The 17,042-nt window shown below is 67.2% G+C and carries 19 protein-coding genes; 10 read left to right on the forward strand and 9 right to left on the reverse strand.

The window, feature by feature from the left end:
• Positions 1–108: 108 nt before the first annotated feature.
• Positions 109–1,734 carry a caspase family protein gene (locus tag AC1RMY_RS19850; RefSeq protein ID WP_492867428.1) on the reverse strand — a complete coding sequence of 542 codons (1,626 nt, stop codon included), beginning with the start codon at positions 1,732–1,734 and terminating at the stop codon, positions 109–111.
• Between the two features lie 433 nt (positions 1,735–2,167).
• Here AC1RMY_RS19850 and AC1RMY_RS19855 point away from each other — a divergent pair, with 433 nt between their 5' ends.
• The 5 genes from AC1RMY_RS19855 to AC1RMY_RS19875 all read left to right on the forward strand — a co-directional run bounded on the left by AC1RMY_RS19855 (position 2,168) and on the right by AC1RMY_RS19875 (position 7,062).
• Entirely contained in the window at positions 2,168–2,932 is a 765-nt protein-coding gene (locus tag AC1RMY_RS19855; protein WP_492867430.1) for an ABC transporter ATP-binding protein, read from the forward strand.
• Positions 2,922–3,665 (forward strand): ABC transporter ATP-binding protein, encoded by a 744-nt coding sequence (locus AC1RMY_RS19860; RefSeq protein WP_492867432.1) that lies wholly within the window; start codon positions 2,922–2,924, stop codon positions 3,663–3,665. Before AC1RMY_RS19855 ends, AC1RMY_RS19860 begins: the two co-directional genes overlap by 11 nt.
• Before the next feature lie 87 nt (positions 3,666–3,752).
• Positions 3,753–4,958 (forward strand): ABC transporter substrate-binding protein, encoded by a 1,206-nt coding sequence (locus AC1RMY_RS19865; RefSeq protein WP_492867434.1) that lies wholly within the window; start codon positions 3,753–3,755, stop codon positions 4,956–4,958.
• A 195-nt stretch (positions 4,959–5,153) separates the two neighbouring features.
• The gene (locus AC1RMY_RS19870) at positions 5,154–6,041 is read left to right on the forward strand and encodes a branched-chain amino acid ABC transporter permease (protein ID WP_492867436.1); all 888 of its coding nucleotides are present in this window, start codon (positions 5,154–5,156) and stop codon (positions 6,039–6,041) included.
• Positions 6,042–6,072: 31 nt separating this feature from the next.
• On the forward strand, positions 6,073–7,062 hold the full coding sequence (locus AC1RMY_RS19875; RefSeq protein WP_492867438.1) for a branched-chain amino acid ABC transporter permease: 990 nt from the start codon (positions 6,073–6,075) through the stop codon (positions 7,060–7,062).
• 4 nt (positions 7,063–7,066) lie between these two features.
• Here the strand turns inward: AC1RMY_RS19875 and AC1RMY_RS19880 are convergent, their stop codons facing one another.
• A complete protein-coding gene (locus tag AC1RMY_RS19880; RefSeq protein ID WP_492867440.1) occupies positions 7,067–7,597 on the reverse strand; it encodes an isochorismatase family protein in 531 nt (176 codons plus the stop codon).
• A gap of 651 nt (positions 7,598–8,248) precedes the next feature.
• Here AC1RMY_RS19880 and AC1RMY_RS19885 point away from each other — a divergent pair.
• Both AC1RMY_RS19885 and AC1RMY_RS19890 read left to right on the forward strand, forming a co-directional pair.
• The gene (locus AC1RMY_RS19885; RefSeq protein ID WP_492867442.1) at positions 8,249–9,772 is read left to right on the forward strand and encodes an MDR family MFS transporter; all 1,524 of its coding nucleotides are present in this window, start codon (positions 8,249–8,251) and stop codon (positions 9,770–9,772) included.
• Between the two features lie 152 nt (positions 9,773–9,924).
• Positions 9,925–10,452: a DUF1269 domain-containing protein gene (locus AC1RMY_RS19890; RefSeq protein ID WP_492867444.1), complete on the forward strand. Its 528-nt coding sequence runs from the start codon at positions 9,925–9,927 to the stop codon at positions 10,450–10,452.
• Between the two features lie 134 nt (positions 10,453–10,586).
• On the opposite strand, the gene dapD is transcribed toward AC1RMY_RS19890, so the two are convergent.
• Positions 10,587–11,429 carry a 2,3,4,5-tetrahydropyridine-2,6-dicarboxylate N-succinyltransferase gene (gene dapD / locus AC1RMY_RS19895; protein ID WP_492867446.1) on the reverse strand — a complete coding sequence of 281 codons (843 nt, stop codon included), beginning with the start codon at positions 11,427–11,429 and terminating at the stop codon, positions 10,587–10,589.
• Positions 11,430–11,597: 168 nt separating this feature from the next.
• On the opposite strand from dapD, the gene AC1RMY_RS19900 reads away from it, so the two are divergent.
• The 3 genes from AC1RMY_RS19900 (at position 11,598) to AC1RMY_RS19910 (ending at position 13,555) form a co-directional block, all read left to right on the forward strand.
• Positions 11,598–11,882, forward strand: coding sequence for a hypothetical protein (locus AC1RMY_RS19900; RefSeq protein ID WP_492867447.1), 285 nt, complete (start codon positions 11,598–11,600; stop codon positions 11,880–11,882).
• Between the two features lie 9 nt (positions 11,883–11,891).
• On the forward strand, positions 11,892–13,226 hold the full coding sequence (locus AC1RMY_RS19905; protein ID WP_492867449.1) for an 8-oxoguanine deaminase: 1,335 nt from the start codon (positions 11,892–11,894) through the stop codon (positions 13,224–13,226).
• A gap of 74 nt (positions 13,227–13,300) precedes the next feature.
• Complete coding sequence (locus tag AC1RMY_RS19910) at positions 13,301–13,555, forward strand: hypothetical protein (RefSeq protein WP_492867451.1); 255 nt, start codon at positions 13,301–13,303, stop codon at positions 13,553–13,555.
• A gap of 63 nt (positions 13,556–13,618) precedes the next feature.
• Here the strand turns inward: AC1RMY_RS19910 and AC1RMY_RS19915 are convergent, their stop codons facing one another.
• From AC1RMY_RS19915 to AC1RMY_RS19940, 6 genes are all read right to left on the reverse strand, one after another.
• Complete coding sequence (locus AC1RMY_RS19915; RefSeq protein ID WP_492867452.1) at positions 13,619–14,134, reverse strand: MarR family winged helix-turn-helix transcriptional regulator; 516 nt, start codon at positions 14,132–14,134, stop codon at positions 13,619–13,621.
• A 108-nt stretch (positions 14,135–14,242) separates the two neighbouring features.
• On the reverse strand, positions 14,243–14,452 hold the full coding sequence (locus AC1RMY_RS19920) for a hypothetical protein (RefSeq protein ID WP_492867453.1): 210 nt from the start codon (positions 14,450–14,452) through the stop codon (positions 14,243–14,245).
• Between the two features lie 69 nt (positions 14,453–14,521).
• A complete protein-coding gene (gene cobF / locus AC1RMY_RS19925; protein WP_492867455.1) occupies positions 14,522–15,286 on the reverse strand; it encodes a precorrin-6A synthase (deacetylating) in 765 nt (254 codons plus the stop codon).
• 229 nt (positions 15,287–15,515) lie between these two features.
• Positions 15,516–15,833 carry a hypothetical protein gene (locus tag AC1RMY_RS19930; protein WP_492867456.1) on the reverse strand — a complete coding sequence of 106 codons (318 nt, stop codon included), beginning with the start codon at positions 15,831–15,833 and terminating at the stop codon, positions 15,516–15,518.
• On the reverse strand, positions 15,823–16,110 hold the full coding sequence (locus tag AC1RMY_RS19935; protein ID WP_492867458.1) for a hypothetical protein: 288 nt from the start codon (positions 16,108–16,110) through the stop codon (positions 15,823–15,825). Before AC1RMY_RS19935 ends, AC1RMY_RS19930 begins: the two co-directional genes overlap by 11 nt.
• A 137-nt stretch (positions 16,111–16,247) precedes the next feature.
• Positions 16,248–17,030: a VOC family protein gene (locus AC1RMY_RS19940; RefSeq protein WP_492867460.1), complete on the reverse strand. Its 783-nt coding sequence runs from the start codon at positions 17,028–17,030 to the stop codon at positions 16,248–16,250.
• Between the last annotated feature and the right edge of the window lie 12 nt (positions 17,031–17,042).

Consider the following 17,042-nt stretch of genomic DNA (forward strand, 5'->3'; position numbering starts at 1 on the left):
GGGCGGCGCGGTGGCAACACGCCATTGTGCCAATAAGAAAGCCGGCCCCTCGCGGGACCGGCTTGCCCTGGGCTCGCTGCCTTGGGCTCGTGTCGCCACGGACCGGCGTCAGCGGCGGAAGCCGCCGCCGAGCACGCCGCCGATGGCGCCACCGACGATCGTGCCGAAGATGGCGGCTCCGGCCGCATCGCCGGAGTTGTTGCCCCGGCCGGCGCGCTCGCGCTCCAGGTCGCGACGGATCACCGGGTCACGCTCGTATTCGGGTCCGCGCGCGACGCCGCGGGTCGAGCCCTGGCCGGCTGGCTCGCGGGCGGTACGGGTACGCGGCGGCGCAGCCTTGGCTTCCTCGGCGAGCGCGCGCTGATAGGCCGGCTCGGTCTGGGCACGCAACGCCTTCAGTTGCACCGGCCCCAGGAAGCCGGTCGAGGCGATACCGCGCGTCGTCTGCCATTCCTTGATGGCGGCGCGCTGACTCGGGAGGAAATTGGCGTTGGGCTTGCCGGGCTTGAAGCCGGCGAGGACCAGGCGCTTCTGCAGTTCGCGGCGATCCTGCCCCGAGAGCTTGAGCGCGGTTTCGGTCGCAGCGCTGCCGACCTCGGCCTTCAACGCGTCCTCGTTCACCGCAGTGGACTGTGCGGTGTCGCGCGACGCGACCGGAGCGACCGGGGCCGCCGGCTCGAGCTTGGCGAGGCGGTTCTTGGCGAAAGCGGCGAACTGGCCGGTCGGGAAGGCGTCGAGATAGGCCTTGTAGTCGCCCGGCGAATTGCCGCGCTCGGCCGTCTCCCACATCCTCACGTCCATCTGGGCACGGTCGAGGCCGACCGGGGCAGGGGTGGCGGGCACCGGCACGGCGCCGTCGATCGCCTTGATCGTCACGGAGGGATCGACCGCGGCGAGCTTCAGCGTCGGGTTCATCTTGAACTCGCCGATGATCGAGGAGTTGGTCCAGGGCTTCTGCTTCTTGCCGGTCGATTCCCAGACATCGGCACGAACGCGGTCCATCACCGTCGTGATCGACACTTCCGGCGTCTCGATATGCTTCAGCAGCGCCGCGGTGAACGGGCTGTTGCCGTCCTTCTCGCCGTCGAGCGCCGTGGCGCGCGGGTCGGTGGCGAAGGCGATCAGGATGCCCGAGGCCGACTGCGTCTCGATCGCGGTCAGGCCGCGCGCGACGGAGCGCGACTTGGCGGCGAGCTGCGTCGCGAAGGGGTTGTCGCGGCAGGCGTCGAGAATGAGGATGTTGACGCGCTCGTCGCGCTGCATCTGGCGCAGCACGAGCTGCACGTTGACGGCCCGGAAGTCGAGATCGGCTTCCGACTTCAGCGAGGCGTCGACCGGGATAAGATAATTCTCGTCTCCGACCGCGATGCCGTGACCGGCATAATAGACAACGCCGGCCTTGGCGCCGTCGAGCTTCTGCGCGAACTCGCGCACGATGCCCGTCATCTGGTCCATCTTGAGGTCGTAGCCCTCGACGACCTCGAAGCCGAGGCGCTTCAGCGAGGCGGAAATCGCCGTCGCGTCGCGCTGCGGGTTCGCCAGCGGCGGAACGGAGGTATAGGCGCTGTTGCCGATCACCAGAGCGACGCGGCGATCGGGAGCGGCCTCGGCCGGAAGCACAGAGGCCAGCACAGCCACACCGAGCACACCGGCGCCGACAGCGCCGAGCACGCCCTTGCCGGCGGCGGCGGCGAAGCGGGCGCGGAACGCCAGACCCAAAGACGCGAAGCTCAAGGTACCCTCCCCTGATCGGTCCGCCGCTTCCTGAAGGCCCGGCCTCGCGCGGGCGGATGCGCGCGACCAGCGAATGCTGCCACAGGAATGCCCAATGATAGCCGAGAAATAGACAGATACATTAGCCGAAACCGCCTCGGGCCGTAAACCGGCTTTTCCCAACGGTCATCAAGCTTCCCTATCGTCGATTCCGACATTTCGAGCGATCCTGCACATCGTAGCAGATACGCCCGGCACCAGACCCTTACGTCATTCATTTGCATGAGGCGGGATCGACCTGAGTCGCGCCTACGACCAAGGTATGAGCAAGCCTTCACAAGGCCGTTTTGAGCAGTTGCGACATTGACTTATGCCATGGGCGCGGTGCAGCATGCCATACAAGGGAGATGAGCAATAACAAGAAAGAACAAGATGACGATCGTAAGTGATCTGCATGCCTGAGGACGTTATTCTATCCACCTCGGGACTAACGAAGGATTTCGGCGGCTTCACGGCCGTCAATGGCGTTGACCTCCAGGTCAGGCGCGGAACGATCCATGCGCTGATCGGCCCCAACGGCGCCGGCAAGACGACCTGCTTCAACCTGCTGACCAAGTTCCTTGCGCCCACCAAGGGCTCGATCGTCTATAACGGCCGCGACATCACCCGCGAGAAGCCGGCCGAGATCGCGCGGCAGGGGCTGGTGCGCTCGTTCCAGATCTCGGCGGTGTTCCCGCAGCTCAGCGTCAAGACCAATGTGCGGATCGCGCTGCAGCGCAAGCGCGGCGACTCGTTCGATTTCTGGCGTTCGGAAGACGTGCTGAAGCCGCTCGACGAGGAGGCCCTGCGGCTGGTCGACGCCGTCGGCCTCTCCGCCTTCGCCGAACTGCCGGCGGTCGAGCTCTCCTATGGTCGCAAGCGCGCTTTGGAGATCGCGACGACGCTGGCGCTCGACCCCGAGATGATGCTGCTCGACGAGCCGATGGCCGGCATGGGGCGCGAGGATGTCGAGCGCATCGAACAGCTGATCCGCAAGGTCTCGCAGAACCGCACCATCCTGATGGTCGAGCACAACCTCTCCGTCGTCGCCTCGCTCTCCGACCGCATCACCGTGCTGGCGCGCGGGCAGGTGCTGGCCGAGGGCGACTATGCCCAGGTCTCGAAGGATCCGCGCGTGATCGAAGCCTATATCGGCTCGGGGGTCGGCCATGCTCACTGAGGCTGCGCCCGCCCCCGCGAAAACCTCCGCCGCCGCGCCCATGCTCAAGGTGCGCGGGCTCGAGGCCTGGTACGGCGAATCGCATGTGCTGCACGGCATCGATTTCGACGTGGCGCCCGGCGAGGTCGTGACGCTGCTCGGCCGCAACGGCGCCGGCAAGACGACGACGCTGAAATCGATCATGGGCGTCATCGGCAAGCGCAAGGGCTCGGTCGTGCTGGAGGGCACCGAGACGATCTCGCTGCCTTCGCGCGCGATCGCCCGGCTCGGCATCGGCTATGTGCCGGAGGAACGCGGCATCTATTCCTCGCTCAGCGTCGAGGAGAACCTGATGCTGCCGCCGAAGATCCGGGACGGCGGCCTGTCGCTGCCGCAGATCTTCGAGCTCTTCCCCAATCTGAAGGAGCGCCTGCGCAGCCAGGGCACCAAGCTATCCGGCGGCGAGCAGCAGATGCTGGCGATCGGGCGCATCCTGCGCACGGGCGCGCATTTCCTGCTGCTCGACGAGCCGACGGAGGGCCTTGCCCCGGTGATCATCGACCAGATCGGCGCGACGATCCGCAAGCTGAAGCAGGAGGGCTACACGACCATCCTGGTCGAGCAGAACTTCCGCTTCGCCGCGACCGTCGCCGACCGGCATTATGTCGTCGAGCAGGGCAAGGTGATCGACATGATCGAAAACGACCAGCTCGATGCCAACATCGACAAGCTCCACGGCTATCTCGGGGTCTGATCCCGCCTCCAGGCGGAATCGAAGGCCCCCAATCCGATCCATATCGGACAACACGTCGAAAACGACACCATTCCAGGGAGAGAGAAGATGAAGCTCAAGACCTTTCTGACGACGACCGCGTTCGCCGCGCTGATGGCCGCGCCGGCGCTCGCCCAGCAGATCAGCGTGAAGGCCGGCGTCCTCAACGACCGCTCCGGCCTCTATGCCGACCTCTCCGGCGAGGGCTCGGTCATCGCCGCGCGCATGGCGGTCGAAGACTTCAAGGCCGCCGACAAGGGCATCAAGGTCGAGATCGTCTCGGCCGACCACCAGAACAAGCCGGATGTCGGCTCGACCATCGCCCGCACCTGGTACGATCAGGACGGCGTCGACATCATCCTCGACGTGCCGACCTCCTCGGTCGCGCTCGCCGTCAACCAGATCACCCGCGAGAAGAACAAGATCCACATCAATTCAGGCGCGGCATCGTCCGACCTGACCGGCAAGGCCTGCTCGCCCAACACGGTGCACTGGACCTACGACACCTATGCGCTGGCCCAGGGCACCGGTGGCGCGATGGTGAAGGCCGGGGGCGACTCATGGTTCTTCATGACCGCCGACTACGCCTTCGGCCATGCGCTGGAGCGCGACACCGCGGCAATCGTCACCAAGAACGGCGGCAAGGTGCTCGGCGTCGTGCGCACCCCGTTCCCGGGCACGGATTTCTCGTCCTTCCTGCTGCAGGCGCAGGCCTCCAAGGCCAAGGTGATCGGGCTGGCGAATGCCGGCGGCGACACCATCAACTCGATCAAGCAGGCGGGCGAATTCGGCATCACCGCCGGCGGCCAGAAGCTCGCAGGCCTCCTCGTCTTCCTCACCGACGTGCATTCGCTCGGGCTGGCGACCGCGCAGGGGCTGGTGCTGACGGAATCCTTCTACTGGAACACCAACGACCAGACCCGGACCTGGTCCGATCGCTTCGCCAAGCTCAATGGCGGCAAGAAGCCGACCATGGTGCAGGCGGGCGTCTATTCCGGCATGCTGCATTATCTGAAGGCGATCGAGGCGGCCAAGAGCAAGGACTCGGCTGCCGTGATGGCCAAGATGAAGGAGCTGCCGACGGACGATCCGCTCTTCGGCAAGGGCTCGGTGCGCGCCGACGGCCGCAAGATGCACGACATGTATCTGTTCGAGGTCAAGAAGCCAGCCGAGTCGAAGGGGCCGTGGGACTACTACAAGCAGATCTCGGTTCTGCCGGCCGAGCAGGCCTTCCGCCCGCTCGCCGACAGCGAGTGCCCGCTCGTCAAGAAGTGAGCCCTTGATGCCCGGCTCGGCCGGGCATCAAATCCTCCGGCGTCATTCCGGACCAGCCGCGAAGCGGCGCCGATCCGGAATCCATCATAGCGCTGTCGCGTCCTACGATGGATTCCGGGTCTCCGCTTCGCTCCGCCCGGAATGACGGTCGAGGTTTAAACGACCCTTCGACGTCCAGAACGATCTGAGCCCCGCATGTTCGAACTTCTCGGCATTCCCCCGCAAGCCCTGTTCGGTCAGGTCCTGCTCGGCCTGATCAACGGCTCGTTCTATGCGATCCTCAGCCTCGGGCTGGCGGTGATCTTCGGGCTGCTCAACATCATCAACTTCACGCATGGCGCGCAGTACATGATGGGCGCCTTCGTCGCCTGGATGGCGCTCAACTATCTCGGCGTGAACTACTGGGTCGCATTGCTGCTGGCGCCGCTCGTCGTCGGCGCCACCGGCGTCGCGATCGAGCGACTGCTGCTGAAGCGCATCGCCCATGTCGACCATCTCTACGGCCTGCTCTTGACCTTCGGCTTGGCGCTGATCATCCAGGGCCTGTTCCGCAACGGCTACGGCTCGTCCGGCCTGCCCTACCAGATCCCGGCGGAACTGCGCGGGGGCGTCAATCTCGGCTTCATGTTCCTGCCCTGGTATCGCGGCTGGGTCGTCGTCGCCTCGCTGGTCGTCTGCCTTTCGACCTGGTTCCTGATCGAGAAGACCAAGCTCGGCGCCTATCTGCGCGCCGCGACCGAGAACCCGACCCTGACCCAGGCCTTCGGCATCAACGTGCCGCTGCTGGTGACGCTGACCTATGGCTTCGGCGTGGCGCTGGCGGGCTTTGCCGGCGTGCTCGCCGCGCCGATCTACTCGGTCAATCCGAACATGGGCGCCGACCTGATCATCGTCGTCTTCGCGGTCGTGGTGATCGGCGGCATGGGCTCGATCCTGGGCGCCATCGTCACCGGCTTCGGTCTCGGCCTGATCGAGGGGCTGACCAAGGTGTTCTATCCGGAGGCGTCCGCCACCGTGATCTTCATCATCATGGTGCTGGTGCTGCTGGTGCGGCCGGCCGGCCTGTTCGGACGGGCCGCGTGATGGCCGCCCGCAACGAGACGAGGATTTGACCATGGCCGACATCGCAGCCTCCGACGCATCCTCCGCGATCCTGCCGGGCGAAACCGACAAGGGCACGCTGCGCCTGCACCGGGCGATCATGATCGGGCTCGCGGTCGCGCTCGCGATCGCGCCCTTCGTGGCCTATCCGGTCTTCGTCATGAAGGTTTTGTGCTTCGCGCTGTTCGCGCTCGCCTTCAACCTGCTGCTTGGGTACGGAGGGCTGCTTTCCTTCGGCCACGCCGCCTATTTCGGCATGGCGAGCTATGTCAGCGCCTATACCGCCAAGCATTGGGGGCTGACGCCGGAGCTGGCGATCCTGTCCGGCACCGCCATCGCCGCGCTGCTCGGCGCCGCCTTCGGCTCGCTCGCCATCCGCCGGCAGGGCATCTACTTCGCCATGATCACGCTGGCGCTGGCGCAGATGGTGTTCTTCTTCTCGCTGCAGACGCCGCGCTTCACCGGCGGCGAGGATGGCATCCAGGCCGTGCCGCGCGGACGGCTCTTCGGCCTGATCGACCTCGCCGACGACCGGACGCTGTACTGGCTGGTGGCCGCGATCTTCATGGCCGGGCTGCTGGCAATGTACCGCATCATCCACTCGCCCTTCGGCCAGGTCTGCAAGGCGATCCGCGACAACGAACCGCGCGCGATCTCGCTCGGCTACCGCGCCAACCAGTACAAGCTCGCGGTCTTCGTGCTCTCGGCGACGCTGGCCGGGCTCGCCGGCTCGACCAAGGCGATCGTGTTCCAGCTGGCTTCGCTGACCGACGTGCACTGGTCGATGTCGGGCGAGGTCGTGCTGATGACGCTGGTCGGCGGCCTCGGCACCGTGTTCGGGCCGATCGCCGGCGCGCTCGTCATCGTCTCCATGCAGAACTACCTCGCCAGCCTCGGCGCATGGGTCACGGTCGTCCAGGGCGTTATCTTCGTCATCTGCGTCATGACCTTCCGCGAAGGCATCGTCGGCGTCATCGCCAAGTGGATCAGGAAGCCGCTGTAGCGCCTCACTTCACCAGCTTCAGCACCTCGCGGAAGCGGGGATGGCGGGCGCTCTTCAGCCATTCGAAAATCACCATCTCGGTGGTGACGATCTCCGCGCCGTGGCTTTCCAGCCGGCGCAGCGCGACTTCCTTCGATTCCTGCAGGCGCGAGCCGGTCGCGTCCTGAACCACCGCGACGCGGCGGCGATGGGCGAGCAACGAGAGTGCAGTCTGCCCGAGGCAGACATGCGCCTCGCAGCCGCAGAGCACGAGCCGGCCATCTCCCGCGAGCGCTTCGAGGAATGCGGATTCCACGCAGGCATCGAAGCTCATCTTGGTGACGACCGGCCCGGCGCCCGCCAGCTCCGCGACCGTGCCGCCGAGGCCGGCCGGGTTCTGCTCGGTCATCAGGACCGGCACCGAAAGCAGGCCGGCCGCGCCGACGAGCCGCTGTGCGTTGGCGACGAGGCGCGGACCGTCATGGATGGCGGGCATCAGCCGCGCCTGGAAATCGATGATCACCAGGGTGGAATGGCCGGCGTTGAGCAAGGGCATGGAGGCTGAGCCTTCCCGAAGCAGGGCGCGAACCGCACGAAATCCTTTATAGGGCTCGCCAGCACCGCACCGAAAGCCCCGTCCGGCCACATGGCCGCGGGGTTTCTGGCGAATGCGTATCCAAGGGGATGCGCGGGGCCTGATGGCGTCGCAGCCGACGGCTGCGTGCCGAATGTCGATGTCGAATGTCGATGTCGAAGCAGCGCCGACAGGCGCCACCCGACCCCGCGCGCGGTTCTCGTCTGGTTTCGCTCGCCGCCATTGAGGTCGGTCACGACCGGGATTGCTGAAGGCCCGGGCGACGAGCGGTCCCTCCGTGAAGCAGGGCCCGCAACGGCCCCGTCCATGAACACCGCAACCCCGCCCGGCCGCACGATGCCTCGCGACAGCCCCCTTGGTCGGGCGGAGCGAGGGCAGATTAGGCAAGGGGCGATGGGGCGGGGATAAGATTTCGCGAGAACCGCGACGCCTCTACCCTTCTCCCGCGAGGGGAGAAGGGTTCGCGCCTTTCGGGCGATGGCATCGACAGCCGGTCCCATCCGGGGAGAGCATGGCCGCCAGACCCTCACTGCTCGCCCCGCCTCTGGCACATGAATTGGCCGCCTTCTAGTCTGAGCCTGGACGACGACGCACAGGCAGGCGCATCAATTCATGGACAAGCGGGTCGACACTCACGCGCAGCACGCGCCGGCGACCCATGCTTCGACGCAGCATGCGCCGCTGAGTCATGAGGACATCCGCAGCATCCTCTTCGGCATCATGCTGGCGATGTTCCTGGCGGCGCTGGACCAGACCATCGTCGCCACCGCCATGCCGACGATCGGGCGCGAGCTCGGCGACGTCACGCATCTCTCCTGGGTGGTGACGTCCTATCTGCTGGCCTCGACCGCCGTGACCCCGCTCTACGGCAAGCTCGCCGACATCCATGGCCGCCGGATCGTGCTGCTCTCGGGGATAGCCGTGTTCATGCTCGGCTCGGTCGCCTGCGCGATCGCGCCGTCGATGTGGCTGCTGGTGGTGGCGCGCTTCGTCCAGGGGCTGGGTGGCGGCGGGCTGATCGCGCTGGCGCAGACGATCGTGGCCGACATGGTCTCGCCGAAAGAGCGCGGGCGTTATCAAGTCTATATCGCCAGCGTCTTCATGGCCTCCTCGCTGCTCGGGCCGGTGCTCGGCGGCGTCATCGCCGAGCGACTGCACTGGTCGGTGATCTTCTGGATCAACCTGCCTCTCGGCATGGCGGCCTATTGGATGACGAGTTCGGCGCTGAAGCGGCTGCCGCGCCATGAGCGGCCGCACAAGCTCGACGTGCTCGGCGCTCTCCTGATCACCGCCGCGACGATGACGCTGCTGCTGGCGTTGTCCTGGGGCGGAACCGCCTATCCCTGGCGCTCGGCGCCGATCGCGGGTCTCGTCGGCCTGTCGCTCCTGCTCTGGATCGCTTTCGCCTGGCGCCTGCGGACGGCGGACGAGCCGCTGATCCCGCTCGACGTCCTCGCCAATCCCGTCGTGCGGATGGGCACGATCGCGGCCGGCTTCGGTATGGGGACCTTCATCGGGCTGACGATCTATCTGCCGATGTATTTCGAGAGCGTCGCAGGCCTGAGCGCCGCCCATTCCGGACTCGGGCTGCTGCCGCTGACCTGCGGCACTGTGGTGGGTGCAACGACGTCGGGGCGAGCGATGACGCGCCTGACGCATTACAAGCGCGTGCCGGTGGTCGGTCTTGCGCTGGCGCTGTGCGGCATGGTGCTGCTGACGATCTATGCCGGGCGGATGCCGCTGGTGCCGTTCTGCGTGCTGCTCGGCCTGATCAGCCTCGGGCTCGGCACGATGCTGCCGGTCGCAACCGTCTCGATCCAGAACGCGGTGCTGCCGCATCAGCTCGGCACGGCGACGGGCACCGCGAACTTCTTTCGCCAGATCGGCGGCGCGCTGATCGTCGCCGTGTTCGGGGCGATCGTGCTCGGCGGCGTCGGCGTCTCCGGCGCGGGGATCTCGCACGAGACGCTGAAGCTCGAAGCCGTCGATCGCGAGACGATGGTCAGGCTGTTCCAATATGTCTTCGCCGCGACCGCGATCGGCTTTGCCTGCGCGCTGTTCTTCCTGCTGCGGATGAAGGAACTGCCGCTGCGCAGCAGCGCTGCCGAGGCAGCGAAGGCATTGGCAGGAGATTGACGCAGGTCAGGACAGCCATCGCGCTTTGGGCTAGCCTGACACAGGGTCGTCGCAGGACGGGCCCCATTCTCTATCTGTGACCTTGCATCGGCTTCTTCCGAAAGCCGCACTCCACTTTTCGGGCCGATGCGCAGCAATAGCAGGAGAACCCCATGTCCGATCTCGTCGTCATCGTCTATCCGACCGAAGCGCGCGCCGAGGAAATGCGCCAGAAACTGTTCGGGCTGCAGAAGGAATATCTGATCGAGATCGGCGATGCCGCTATCGCGGTCATGCATGAGGACGGCAAGGTCAAGCTGAACCAGCTCCTCAACACCACGGCGATGGGCGCGGTCTCCGGCTCGTTCTGGGGGCTGCTGATCGGCGCGATCTTCCTGATGCCGCTGGCCGGCGCGGCGCTGGGCGCGGCCTCGGGCGCACTCGGCGGCGCGCTGACCGATTACGGCGTCGACGACAAGTTCATGAAGGAATTGTCGGCCAGCCTACAGCCGGGCAACGCCGCGCTGTTCGTGCTGGTCAAGCGCGTCACCGGCGACAAGGTGCTCGAGGCCCTCAAGGGCACCGGCGGCACCGTTCTGAAGACCTCGCTCGACCATACCCGCGAGCAGGCGCTGCGCGATGCGCTGGCGGGGGCAACGGCCGCGGCTTCGGACGCCGGCGCGCCGACGCCGGTGGGGTGAGCAAACCCCACAGTCCAAAGTCATTCCGGGCGGAGCGAAGCGGAGACCCGGGATCCATGCCGGAACGGCTCAGGCATGGATCCCGGATCGGCGCCGCTACGCGGCTTGTCCGGGATGACGGCGCGGTTGGATGATCAATCCCGCAGCAGCTCGTTGATGCCGGTCTTGGAGCGGGTCTGGGCGTCGACCGTCTTGACGATGACGGCGCAGGAGAGCGAGGGGCCGGGGGTGCCGTCCGGGAAGGGCTTGCCCGGCAGCGAGCCCGGCACCACCACCGAATAGGGCGGCACCTTGCCGACATGGACGACGCCGGTGGCGCGGTCGACGATCTTGGTCGAGGCCGAGATGAAGACGCCCATCGAGAGCACCGAGCCCTCGCCGACGATGACGCCCTCGACGACCTCGGAGCGGGCGCCGATGAAGCAGTTGTCCTCGATGATGGTCGGGTTGGCCTGGAGCGGCTCGAGCACGCCGCCGATGCCGACGCCACCCGACAGATGGACGTTCTTGCCGATCTGGGCGCAGGAGCCGACCGTCGCCCAGGTGTCGACCATGGTGCCCGAGTCGACATAGGCGCCGATATTGACGAAGGACGGCATCAGCACGACGTTCGGCGCCAGGAACGAGCCCTTGCGCGCGGCAGCCGGCGGCACGACGCGGAAGCCGGCGGCGCGGAACCGGTTCTCGCCCCAGCCCTCGAACTTCGACGGCACCTTGTCCCAGAACACGCCCTCGCCCGGGCCGTTGGCGATGATCATGTTGTCGGTGAGGCGGAAGGAGAGCAGCACCGCCTTCTTGAGCCACTGATGCACGACCCACTCGGCGCCGACCTTCTCGGCGACGCGGGCCTCGCCCGCATCGAGCATCTCGATCGCCCGCTCCACCGCCTCGCGCACCGCGCCCTTGGTGTTGATGCCGATCTCGGAGCGAGCCTCCCAGGCGGCGTCGATGGTGGCGGCGAGATCTGTCAGCGACATGGCGCGGCTCCGGCGTTTACAAAAGCCCGGGAGCGATGGCGGAAGGCAGCGGCGGCGTCAAGCGCGACGCGCGGGACGGGCAGGCGTCCCGCCGCGCCCGGAGGGGGAACGACGGTGCCCACGCCGTGTTAGGGTGGCATCGCGGACGCCGTTTTGCAGGAGGCCACCATGAAGCGTATCGCCCTGTCCCTGATGCTGGTGCTGGCGGCCGGCGAAGCGCTGGCGCAAGCGCGCCCCTCGACGCCCAACCGGACCTGCGCCGCCAACCGCCAGAGCGTGCTCGCCAATGGCGCGATCGTGCTCGGCACCGGCGGCCAAACCTATGACCGCTTCGTCCGCGACCTCGGCTTTTGCGCGCATGGCGAATTCCTCGAGCCGGCCTGGGTACCCAGCCGCGATACGCCGCAATGCTTCGTCGGCTATCGCTGCAAGGTGGACTGGCCCTGGGATTGAGGAGAAGACATGCGGCTGTGGATCAAGAACCCCCTCGGCATCGTCGCCGAGGGCGCGGGCGGCGGCGTGGTCGTCGACGAAGCGTTCATCGTCGAGCTGGTCGCGGCAGGATCCTCACCTGCAGCGCCGGTGGACGGGGTTTTCGACGCCTCGAACCATGTCGTGCTGCCTGGCCTGATCAACACCCATCATCACTTCTACCAGACGCTGACGCGGGCCCATCCGGCCGCGATCGACCGCGAGCTGTTTCCCTGGCTCACCGCGCTCTACCCGCTCTGGGCGCGGCTGATGCCGGAGGATCTGCGCCTGGCGATCAGGGTGGCGCTGACCGAATTGCTGCTGTCTGGCTGCACCACGGCGGCGGACCACCACTATCTCTATCCGAAGGGGCTGGAGAACGCCGTCGACATCGCCGTCGAGGAAGCGCGCACGCTCGGCATCCGCGCGACAATCTCGCGCGGCTCGATGAACCTGTCGCAGAAGGATGGCGGGCTGCCGCCCGACAGCGTCGTGCAGGACGAGGACACCATCCTCGAAGACAGCGAGCGCGTGCTCGGCCTGTTCCATGATCCGACTGAGGGCGCGATGATCCAGATCGCGCTCGCGCCCTGCTCGCCCTTCTCGGTGACGCCGGCGCTGATGCGCAAGAGCGCGGAGCTGGCGGCCCGCTTCGATGCGCCGCTGCACACCCATCTCGCCGAGACGAAGGACGAGGTCGCCTATTGCCTCGAGGTCTATGGCAAGCGCCCGCTCGACCTGCTGGAAGAGACCGGCTGGATGCGGCAGAAGACCTGGTTGGCGCATGGCATCCATTTCTCCTGCGAGGAATGCGAGCGGCTGGGGAAGGCGGGCGTCGGTGTCTGCCATTGCCCGACATCGAATGGCGTGCTCGCCTCCGGCTTCTGCCGCACGCGCGAGCTTGAAGCGGCCGGAGCGCCTGTCGGCCTCGGCGTCGACGGCTCCGCCTCCAATGACGGCTCGAACCTGATGGAGGAACTGCGCCACGCTTTGCTGATCAACCGGCTGCGCTATGGGAGCGCAGCGGCTGTGACGGCGCAGGACGTGATCCGCTGGGCCACGGAAGGTTCGGCACGCTGTCTCGGGCGCTCCGACATCGGCCGCATCGCGCCCGGCCTGCAGGCGGATCTCGCGCTCTACAGGCTGGACGAGCTGCGCTTTTCCGGCGCGCATGATCCGGTCGCGGCTCTCGTGCTGTGCGGCGCCAGCCGCGCCGACAGGGTCATGGTCGCAGGACGCTGGCGCGTCATCGACGGGGCGGTTCCGGGGCTTGATATCGCGGCGCTGCGACGGGCGCATGGCGCGGCGTCGCAGCGCTATGCGTGAAACGCCTTCGCAATCTCGACGCAATTGCGGCATTGTCTCGGGCGGATACGCCGACCAGCCGAAGGATGCCGGAGATGAAGATCGCGCTTTTGGCCGCGCTCGCCCTCACGATCACCGCCGGGGGCTGCATCACCGCGCAGGAGCAGAGGGCGCTCGATGCCGAGAAGTGCCGTGGCTATGGCTTCCGCGCCGGCACGGACCCTTTCGCGCAATGCCTGCAGGCCATCGACCTCAACCGCTCCGCCAACATGCGTGCCTGGGCCTATCGTGACTTCGGCGGCCCCTATGGCGGGTTCGGCTATGGCTATTACGGCTACCGGGGCTGGTGATCTAACTTCCTATTTTAGCATCGGCTTTTCCGAAAGCCGCATTCCACTTTTCGGGCCGATGCCCTAGCCCTCGCCGCCCTCGTCCGGGCGAAAATCGCGCAGTTCCGGCAGCTTGGCATGGAGCCTGCGCAGGAAGTCGGTGAACTGCGCCCGCTCTTCCGGCGTGAAATCCTTCAGCATCATCCGCTCGCGGGCGAGGGCGAGCGCGATCAGCCGGTCGTGCAGGGCGTAGCCGCTTTCGGTCAGCGCCAGGATCTGGCGGCGGGCGTCGCGGCCATCCGCTCCCTCCGTGACATGGCCGGCCGCGACCAGCGCAGCGACGCCGCGGCTGACCGCGCCCTTGTCGAGCCCGATGACCTCGCAGATGCGCTGCGCCGGGATACCGGGCTCGATGGCGAGCTGGGAGATCACGCGCCATTCGGTGACGCCGACGCCGAAGCGTTCCAGATAAAGCCGCGAGGAGCTGCGCGACCAGGTGTTGGAAATCGCCGTCAGGAAATACGGGACATAGCCGCCGAGATCGAGAACCTCCCGCTCGCCGCCGTCCCCGGCAGCCCTGTTGCGCTTCGTCGAAGGCATCGCTCGTCCTGACATCCGTGACCTGCATTTCACATGCGGTGACGGGACGGGGCAAGCCGCCATGTCCCGGCGGCAGCCGGACGCCGCCATTCGCCCGGTGCAGAACGCCTAATATCGGCGTGGCCGCATCGCCGAGGCGAGACAGGCGAGCGAGAGCGTCATGGCAGCGACCGCGATGCCCGCGCAGATCACGCCGGCAGGCGTGATCCTGGCGCTGCCCTGCAAGGTGACGTGCTTGCCCAGCCGCAACTCGAAGGCCGACCTGATTTCCTCGGGATGCGAGGGAGCGGATGTGGGCTCTGCTTCGATGACGGACATGCTCGACCTCCGGCCCGGATGGCCGACATTCGCATGACGACCGGCAGCGCCGCCAGAGAGTCGCGGGCGTCAGCCGCCGACCGCCTCCCGCCGCCGCAGCAGGTAGGTGTCCATGATCCAGCCATGCCTCTGGCGGGCTTCGGCGCGGACCCGCTCGATCTTAGCGGCGACATCGGCGAGGCGACCTGTGATCAGGATTTCATCGGCCGTGCCGAGATAGGCGCCCCACCAGATGTCGAGGCCTTCCGGCGCGATCCGCGCGAAGGTCTGCTCGCCGTCGAGCAGGACGACGACGCTGTCCTGGCCTTCCGGGAAACCCGCCGCGAGCTTGCGGCCGGTCGTGATCATGACCGGCTCGCCGATGCGGTTCAGCGCGATCGCGTGGCGTGCGGCGAGCACCTGGACGCTGCTGATGCCGGGGATGACCTCCCAATCGATGGCGAGGCCGCCCGCGCGCACGCGCTCGACGATGCGCAGCGTGCTGTCATAGAGCGCAGGATCGCCCCAGACGAGCAGGGCGCCATGTTGCCCCTCGGCCAGCTCATCCCTGAACAGGCGTGCGTAGTTGTCGGCGATTCGCGCATGCCAGTCATCGACGACGCCGCGATAATCGGAGCCGGCGGGGGCGCGCTGCGGCGTGCCGACCGTCACCATCCGGCAGGGCTTCTCGATGAAGCGTGCGCAGATCTCCTCGCGCAAATGGCGCAGCGCCGCCTTCTCCTCACCCTTGTCCGGCAGGAAGACGACATCGGCCCGGTTCAGCGCCTTGATCGCCTGGACCGTCATCTGGTCCGGGTCGCCGGCGCCGATGCCGATGATCAGAAGTTTGCGCATCCCCGCCTCGCCACCCGCTCCGGAGCGCGGCATGTAGCATGGCGGCCGGCGCGAAGGGATAGGCTCCAGACTTCAGTGATTTCAGCCAGTCATCAACGCGCGTCATCCCGGGCGACCGCAGGGAGACCCGGGATGACCGCGCAGGAGGCCCAATGGGTGAGCCGACTGACATCATCATGCATGACAGACCGGCCCCTCAAGGCGAGGGCTCACTGTCCCAAACAGCCGCTCAGGCGCGGCCCGCGACCTCGGCGCGGGCGAGGTCGATGCCCGGCGGCGGCACGACGCTCAGCGCCAGGGACGCCTGCAGCGCCGCCAGGTCCTCCGCAGGTGACGGATGCCAGCCGCAAGGACAGGGATGATCACCGAGATGAGCATCCGCGACCTCCCTGTAGACGGAGCCGACGGCCTCGGCCGCGAGTTCCAGAACCGCCATCGGCGACAGCCGCGACCCATGCAGGATGCCGCAGAAGGCGTTCATCATGGCCTGCCGGATTTCGGCGCGGGCCTCGTCGAGCGAGGTCTCCCTATCGGGATCAGGCCGCATGGCGCGACTGTCCATCCCGACGATGGCCCTGACGGCCGGCGCTTCGACCCCGTTGCTGCCGCTCGGGCTCCGGCAGCGCCACCATCAGCAGGTCGACCAGGCGCTGCATCCGTGGCGGCAGCTCGCGCCCGGCTTCGACGCCGAACGGCTGCTTCACCAAGACGAGCGCGCGCCGCAGTTCATGGCGGCTGGCTTCGGTGCGGACGACCTCGCGGATGATGATCTCGTCGATGCGGCCGATCGCGGCGGCGACATCCGCTTCACTCACTCCGCTCATCGGCCATCTCCATCCGCGCTGGTTGAATCGGGGCGAGCGGACAGATAGGCGCGAATGGCAGAGTCATCAAGCCTTTGTTTTTATTGAATAAATAGAACTATTCGAATGTAGGGGGGCGACTCGAGCCGCCACCGGCATCACAACGCCTTGACGATCTCCAGCCTGGCGCCATGGGCCAGAGCGCGGTCGAGGCAGCGATCGGCCGGGCCGAAAAAGGAGATCGCATAAGCGCCCTGCCCGCGCCGGCCGAGATGGCGCGTCAGGCTCTCGCAGGCATCGCTGCGCGCCTCCGTCAGCGACAGCACCTGCCGACCGAGGCGGAATTGTGCAAGGCCGAAGCCGAGGCCGGGCACCGTGCCGCAAGCGACGGGTTCCAGCCCGGTCAGCGCCCGATAGCGCGCGACCGAAGCGGCAAGGTTGCGCACCGCCACCGTGACGCCGGCGACGCCGGTCACGCCATTGGCGTGCTTGCGGGCCTTGCCCTCGGGCACGCGCAGCGCGCGCGGCGTGACATCCTCGCAGATGAAGGGGATGTCGGGCTCGGGCGGGCGGGCCGAGCGCCAAGCGATGCGCGTGCCATCCGGCTGCAGGCGCTCGCCATCGATCGGCCCGTCGATCTCGATGCCCGCAGTGCGGGCGCGGGCGAGATCGACATCGAGCGTATCGGCCGGCAACAGGGCGTAATCGACGAGGCCGCTGCCGGCCTCGTCCAGCACCTTCCACCAGCGGAAGTCCGGGACCGGCCGCGAGAAGGCGATGATCTCGAGATAGGCGCCATCCGCCAGCACGACGAGGGCATTGCGCGAGCCGCGCGGATGCTCGCCTCCCTCAAGCACGGTGAAGCCCAAAGCCTCGTAGTCGCGCAACGCCTGGTCGAGATCGGCGACGGCGATGACGATGTGGTCGATGGACTGCGGCATGAAGGCGGTTCT

The organism is Allobosea sp. GW822-FHT03F07 (assembly GCF_058801345.1).

Coding starts and splice junctions, on each gene's coding strand:
- AC1RMY_RS19890 (WP_492867444.1), top strand. CDS start 9,925: ATGTCCGATCTCGTCGTCATCGTCTATCCGACCGAAGCGCGCGCCGAG.
- AC1RMY_RS19915 (WP_492867452.1), bottom strand. CDS start 14,134: ATGCCTTCGACGAAGCGCAACAGGGCTGCCGGGGACGGCGGCGAGCGG.
- AC1RMY_RS19930 (WP_492867456.1), bottom strand. CDS start 15,833: ATGCGGCCTGATCCCGATAGGGAGACCTCGCTCGACGAGGCCCGCGCC.
- AC1RMY_RS19855 (WP_492867430.1), top strand. CDS start 2,168: ATGCCTGAGGACGTTATTCTATCCACCTCGGGACTAACGAAGGATTTC.
- dapD (WP_492867446.1), bottom strand. CDS start 11,429: ATGTCGCTGACAGATCTCGCCGCCACCATCGACGCCGCCTGGGAGGCT.
- AC1RMY_RS19905 (WP_492867449.1), top strand. CDS start 11,892: ATGCGGCTGTGGATCAAGAACCCCCTCGGCATCGTCGCCGAGGGCGCG.
- AC1RMY_RS19935 (WP_492867458.1), bottom strand. CDS start 16,110: ATGAGCGGAGTGAGTGAAGCGGATGTCGCCGCCGCGATCGGCCGCATC.
- AC1RMY_RS19865 (WP_492867434.1), top strand. CDS start 3,753: ATGAAGCTCAAGACCTTTCTGACGACGACCGCGTTCGCCGCGCTGATG.
- AC1RMY_RS19880 (WP_492867440.1), bottom strand. CDS start 7,597: ATGCCCTTGCTCAACGCCGGCCATTCCACCCTGGTGATCATCGATTTC.
- AC1RMY_RS19910 (WP_492867451.1), top strand. CDS start 13,301: ATGAAGATCGCGCTTTTGGCCGCGCTCGCCCTCACGATCACCGCCGGG.
- AC1RMY_RS19875 (WP_492867438.1), top strand. CDS start 6,073: ATGGCCGACATCGCAGCCTCCGACGCATCCTCCGCGATCCTGCCGGGC.
- AC1RMY_RS19885 (WP_492867442.1), top strand. CDS start 8,249: ATGGACAAGCGGGTCGACACTCACGCGCAGCACGCGCCGGCGACCCAT.
- AC1RMY_RS19940 (WP_492867460.1), bottom strand. CDS start 17,030: ATGCCGCAGTCCATCGACCACATCGTCATCGCCGTCGCCGATCTCGAC.
- cobF (WP_492867455.1), bottom strand. CDS start 15,286: ATGCGCAAACTTCTGATCATCGGCATCGGCGCCGGCGACCCGGACCAG.
- AC1RMY_RS19860 (WP_492867432.1), top strand. CDS start 2,922: ATGCTCACTGAGGCTGCGCCCGCCCCCGCGAAAACCTCCGCCGCCGCG.
- AC1RMY_RS19870 (WP_492867436.1), top strand. CDS start 5,154: ATGTTCGAACTTCTCGGCATTCCCCCGCAAGCCCTGTTCGGTCAGGTC.
- AC1RMY_RS19920 (WP_492867453.1), bottom strand. CDS start 14,452: ATGTCCGTCATCGAAGCAGAGCCCACATCCGCTCCCTCGCATCCCGAG.
- AC1RMY_RS19900 (WP_492867447.1), top strand. CDS start 11,598: ATGAAGCGTATCGCCCTGTCCCTGATGCTGGTGCTGGCGGCCGGCGAA.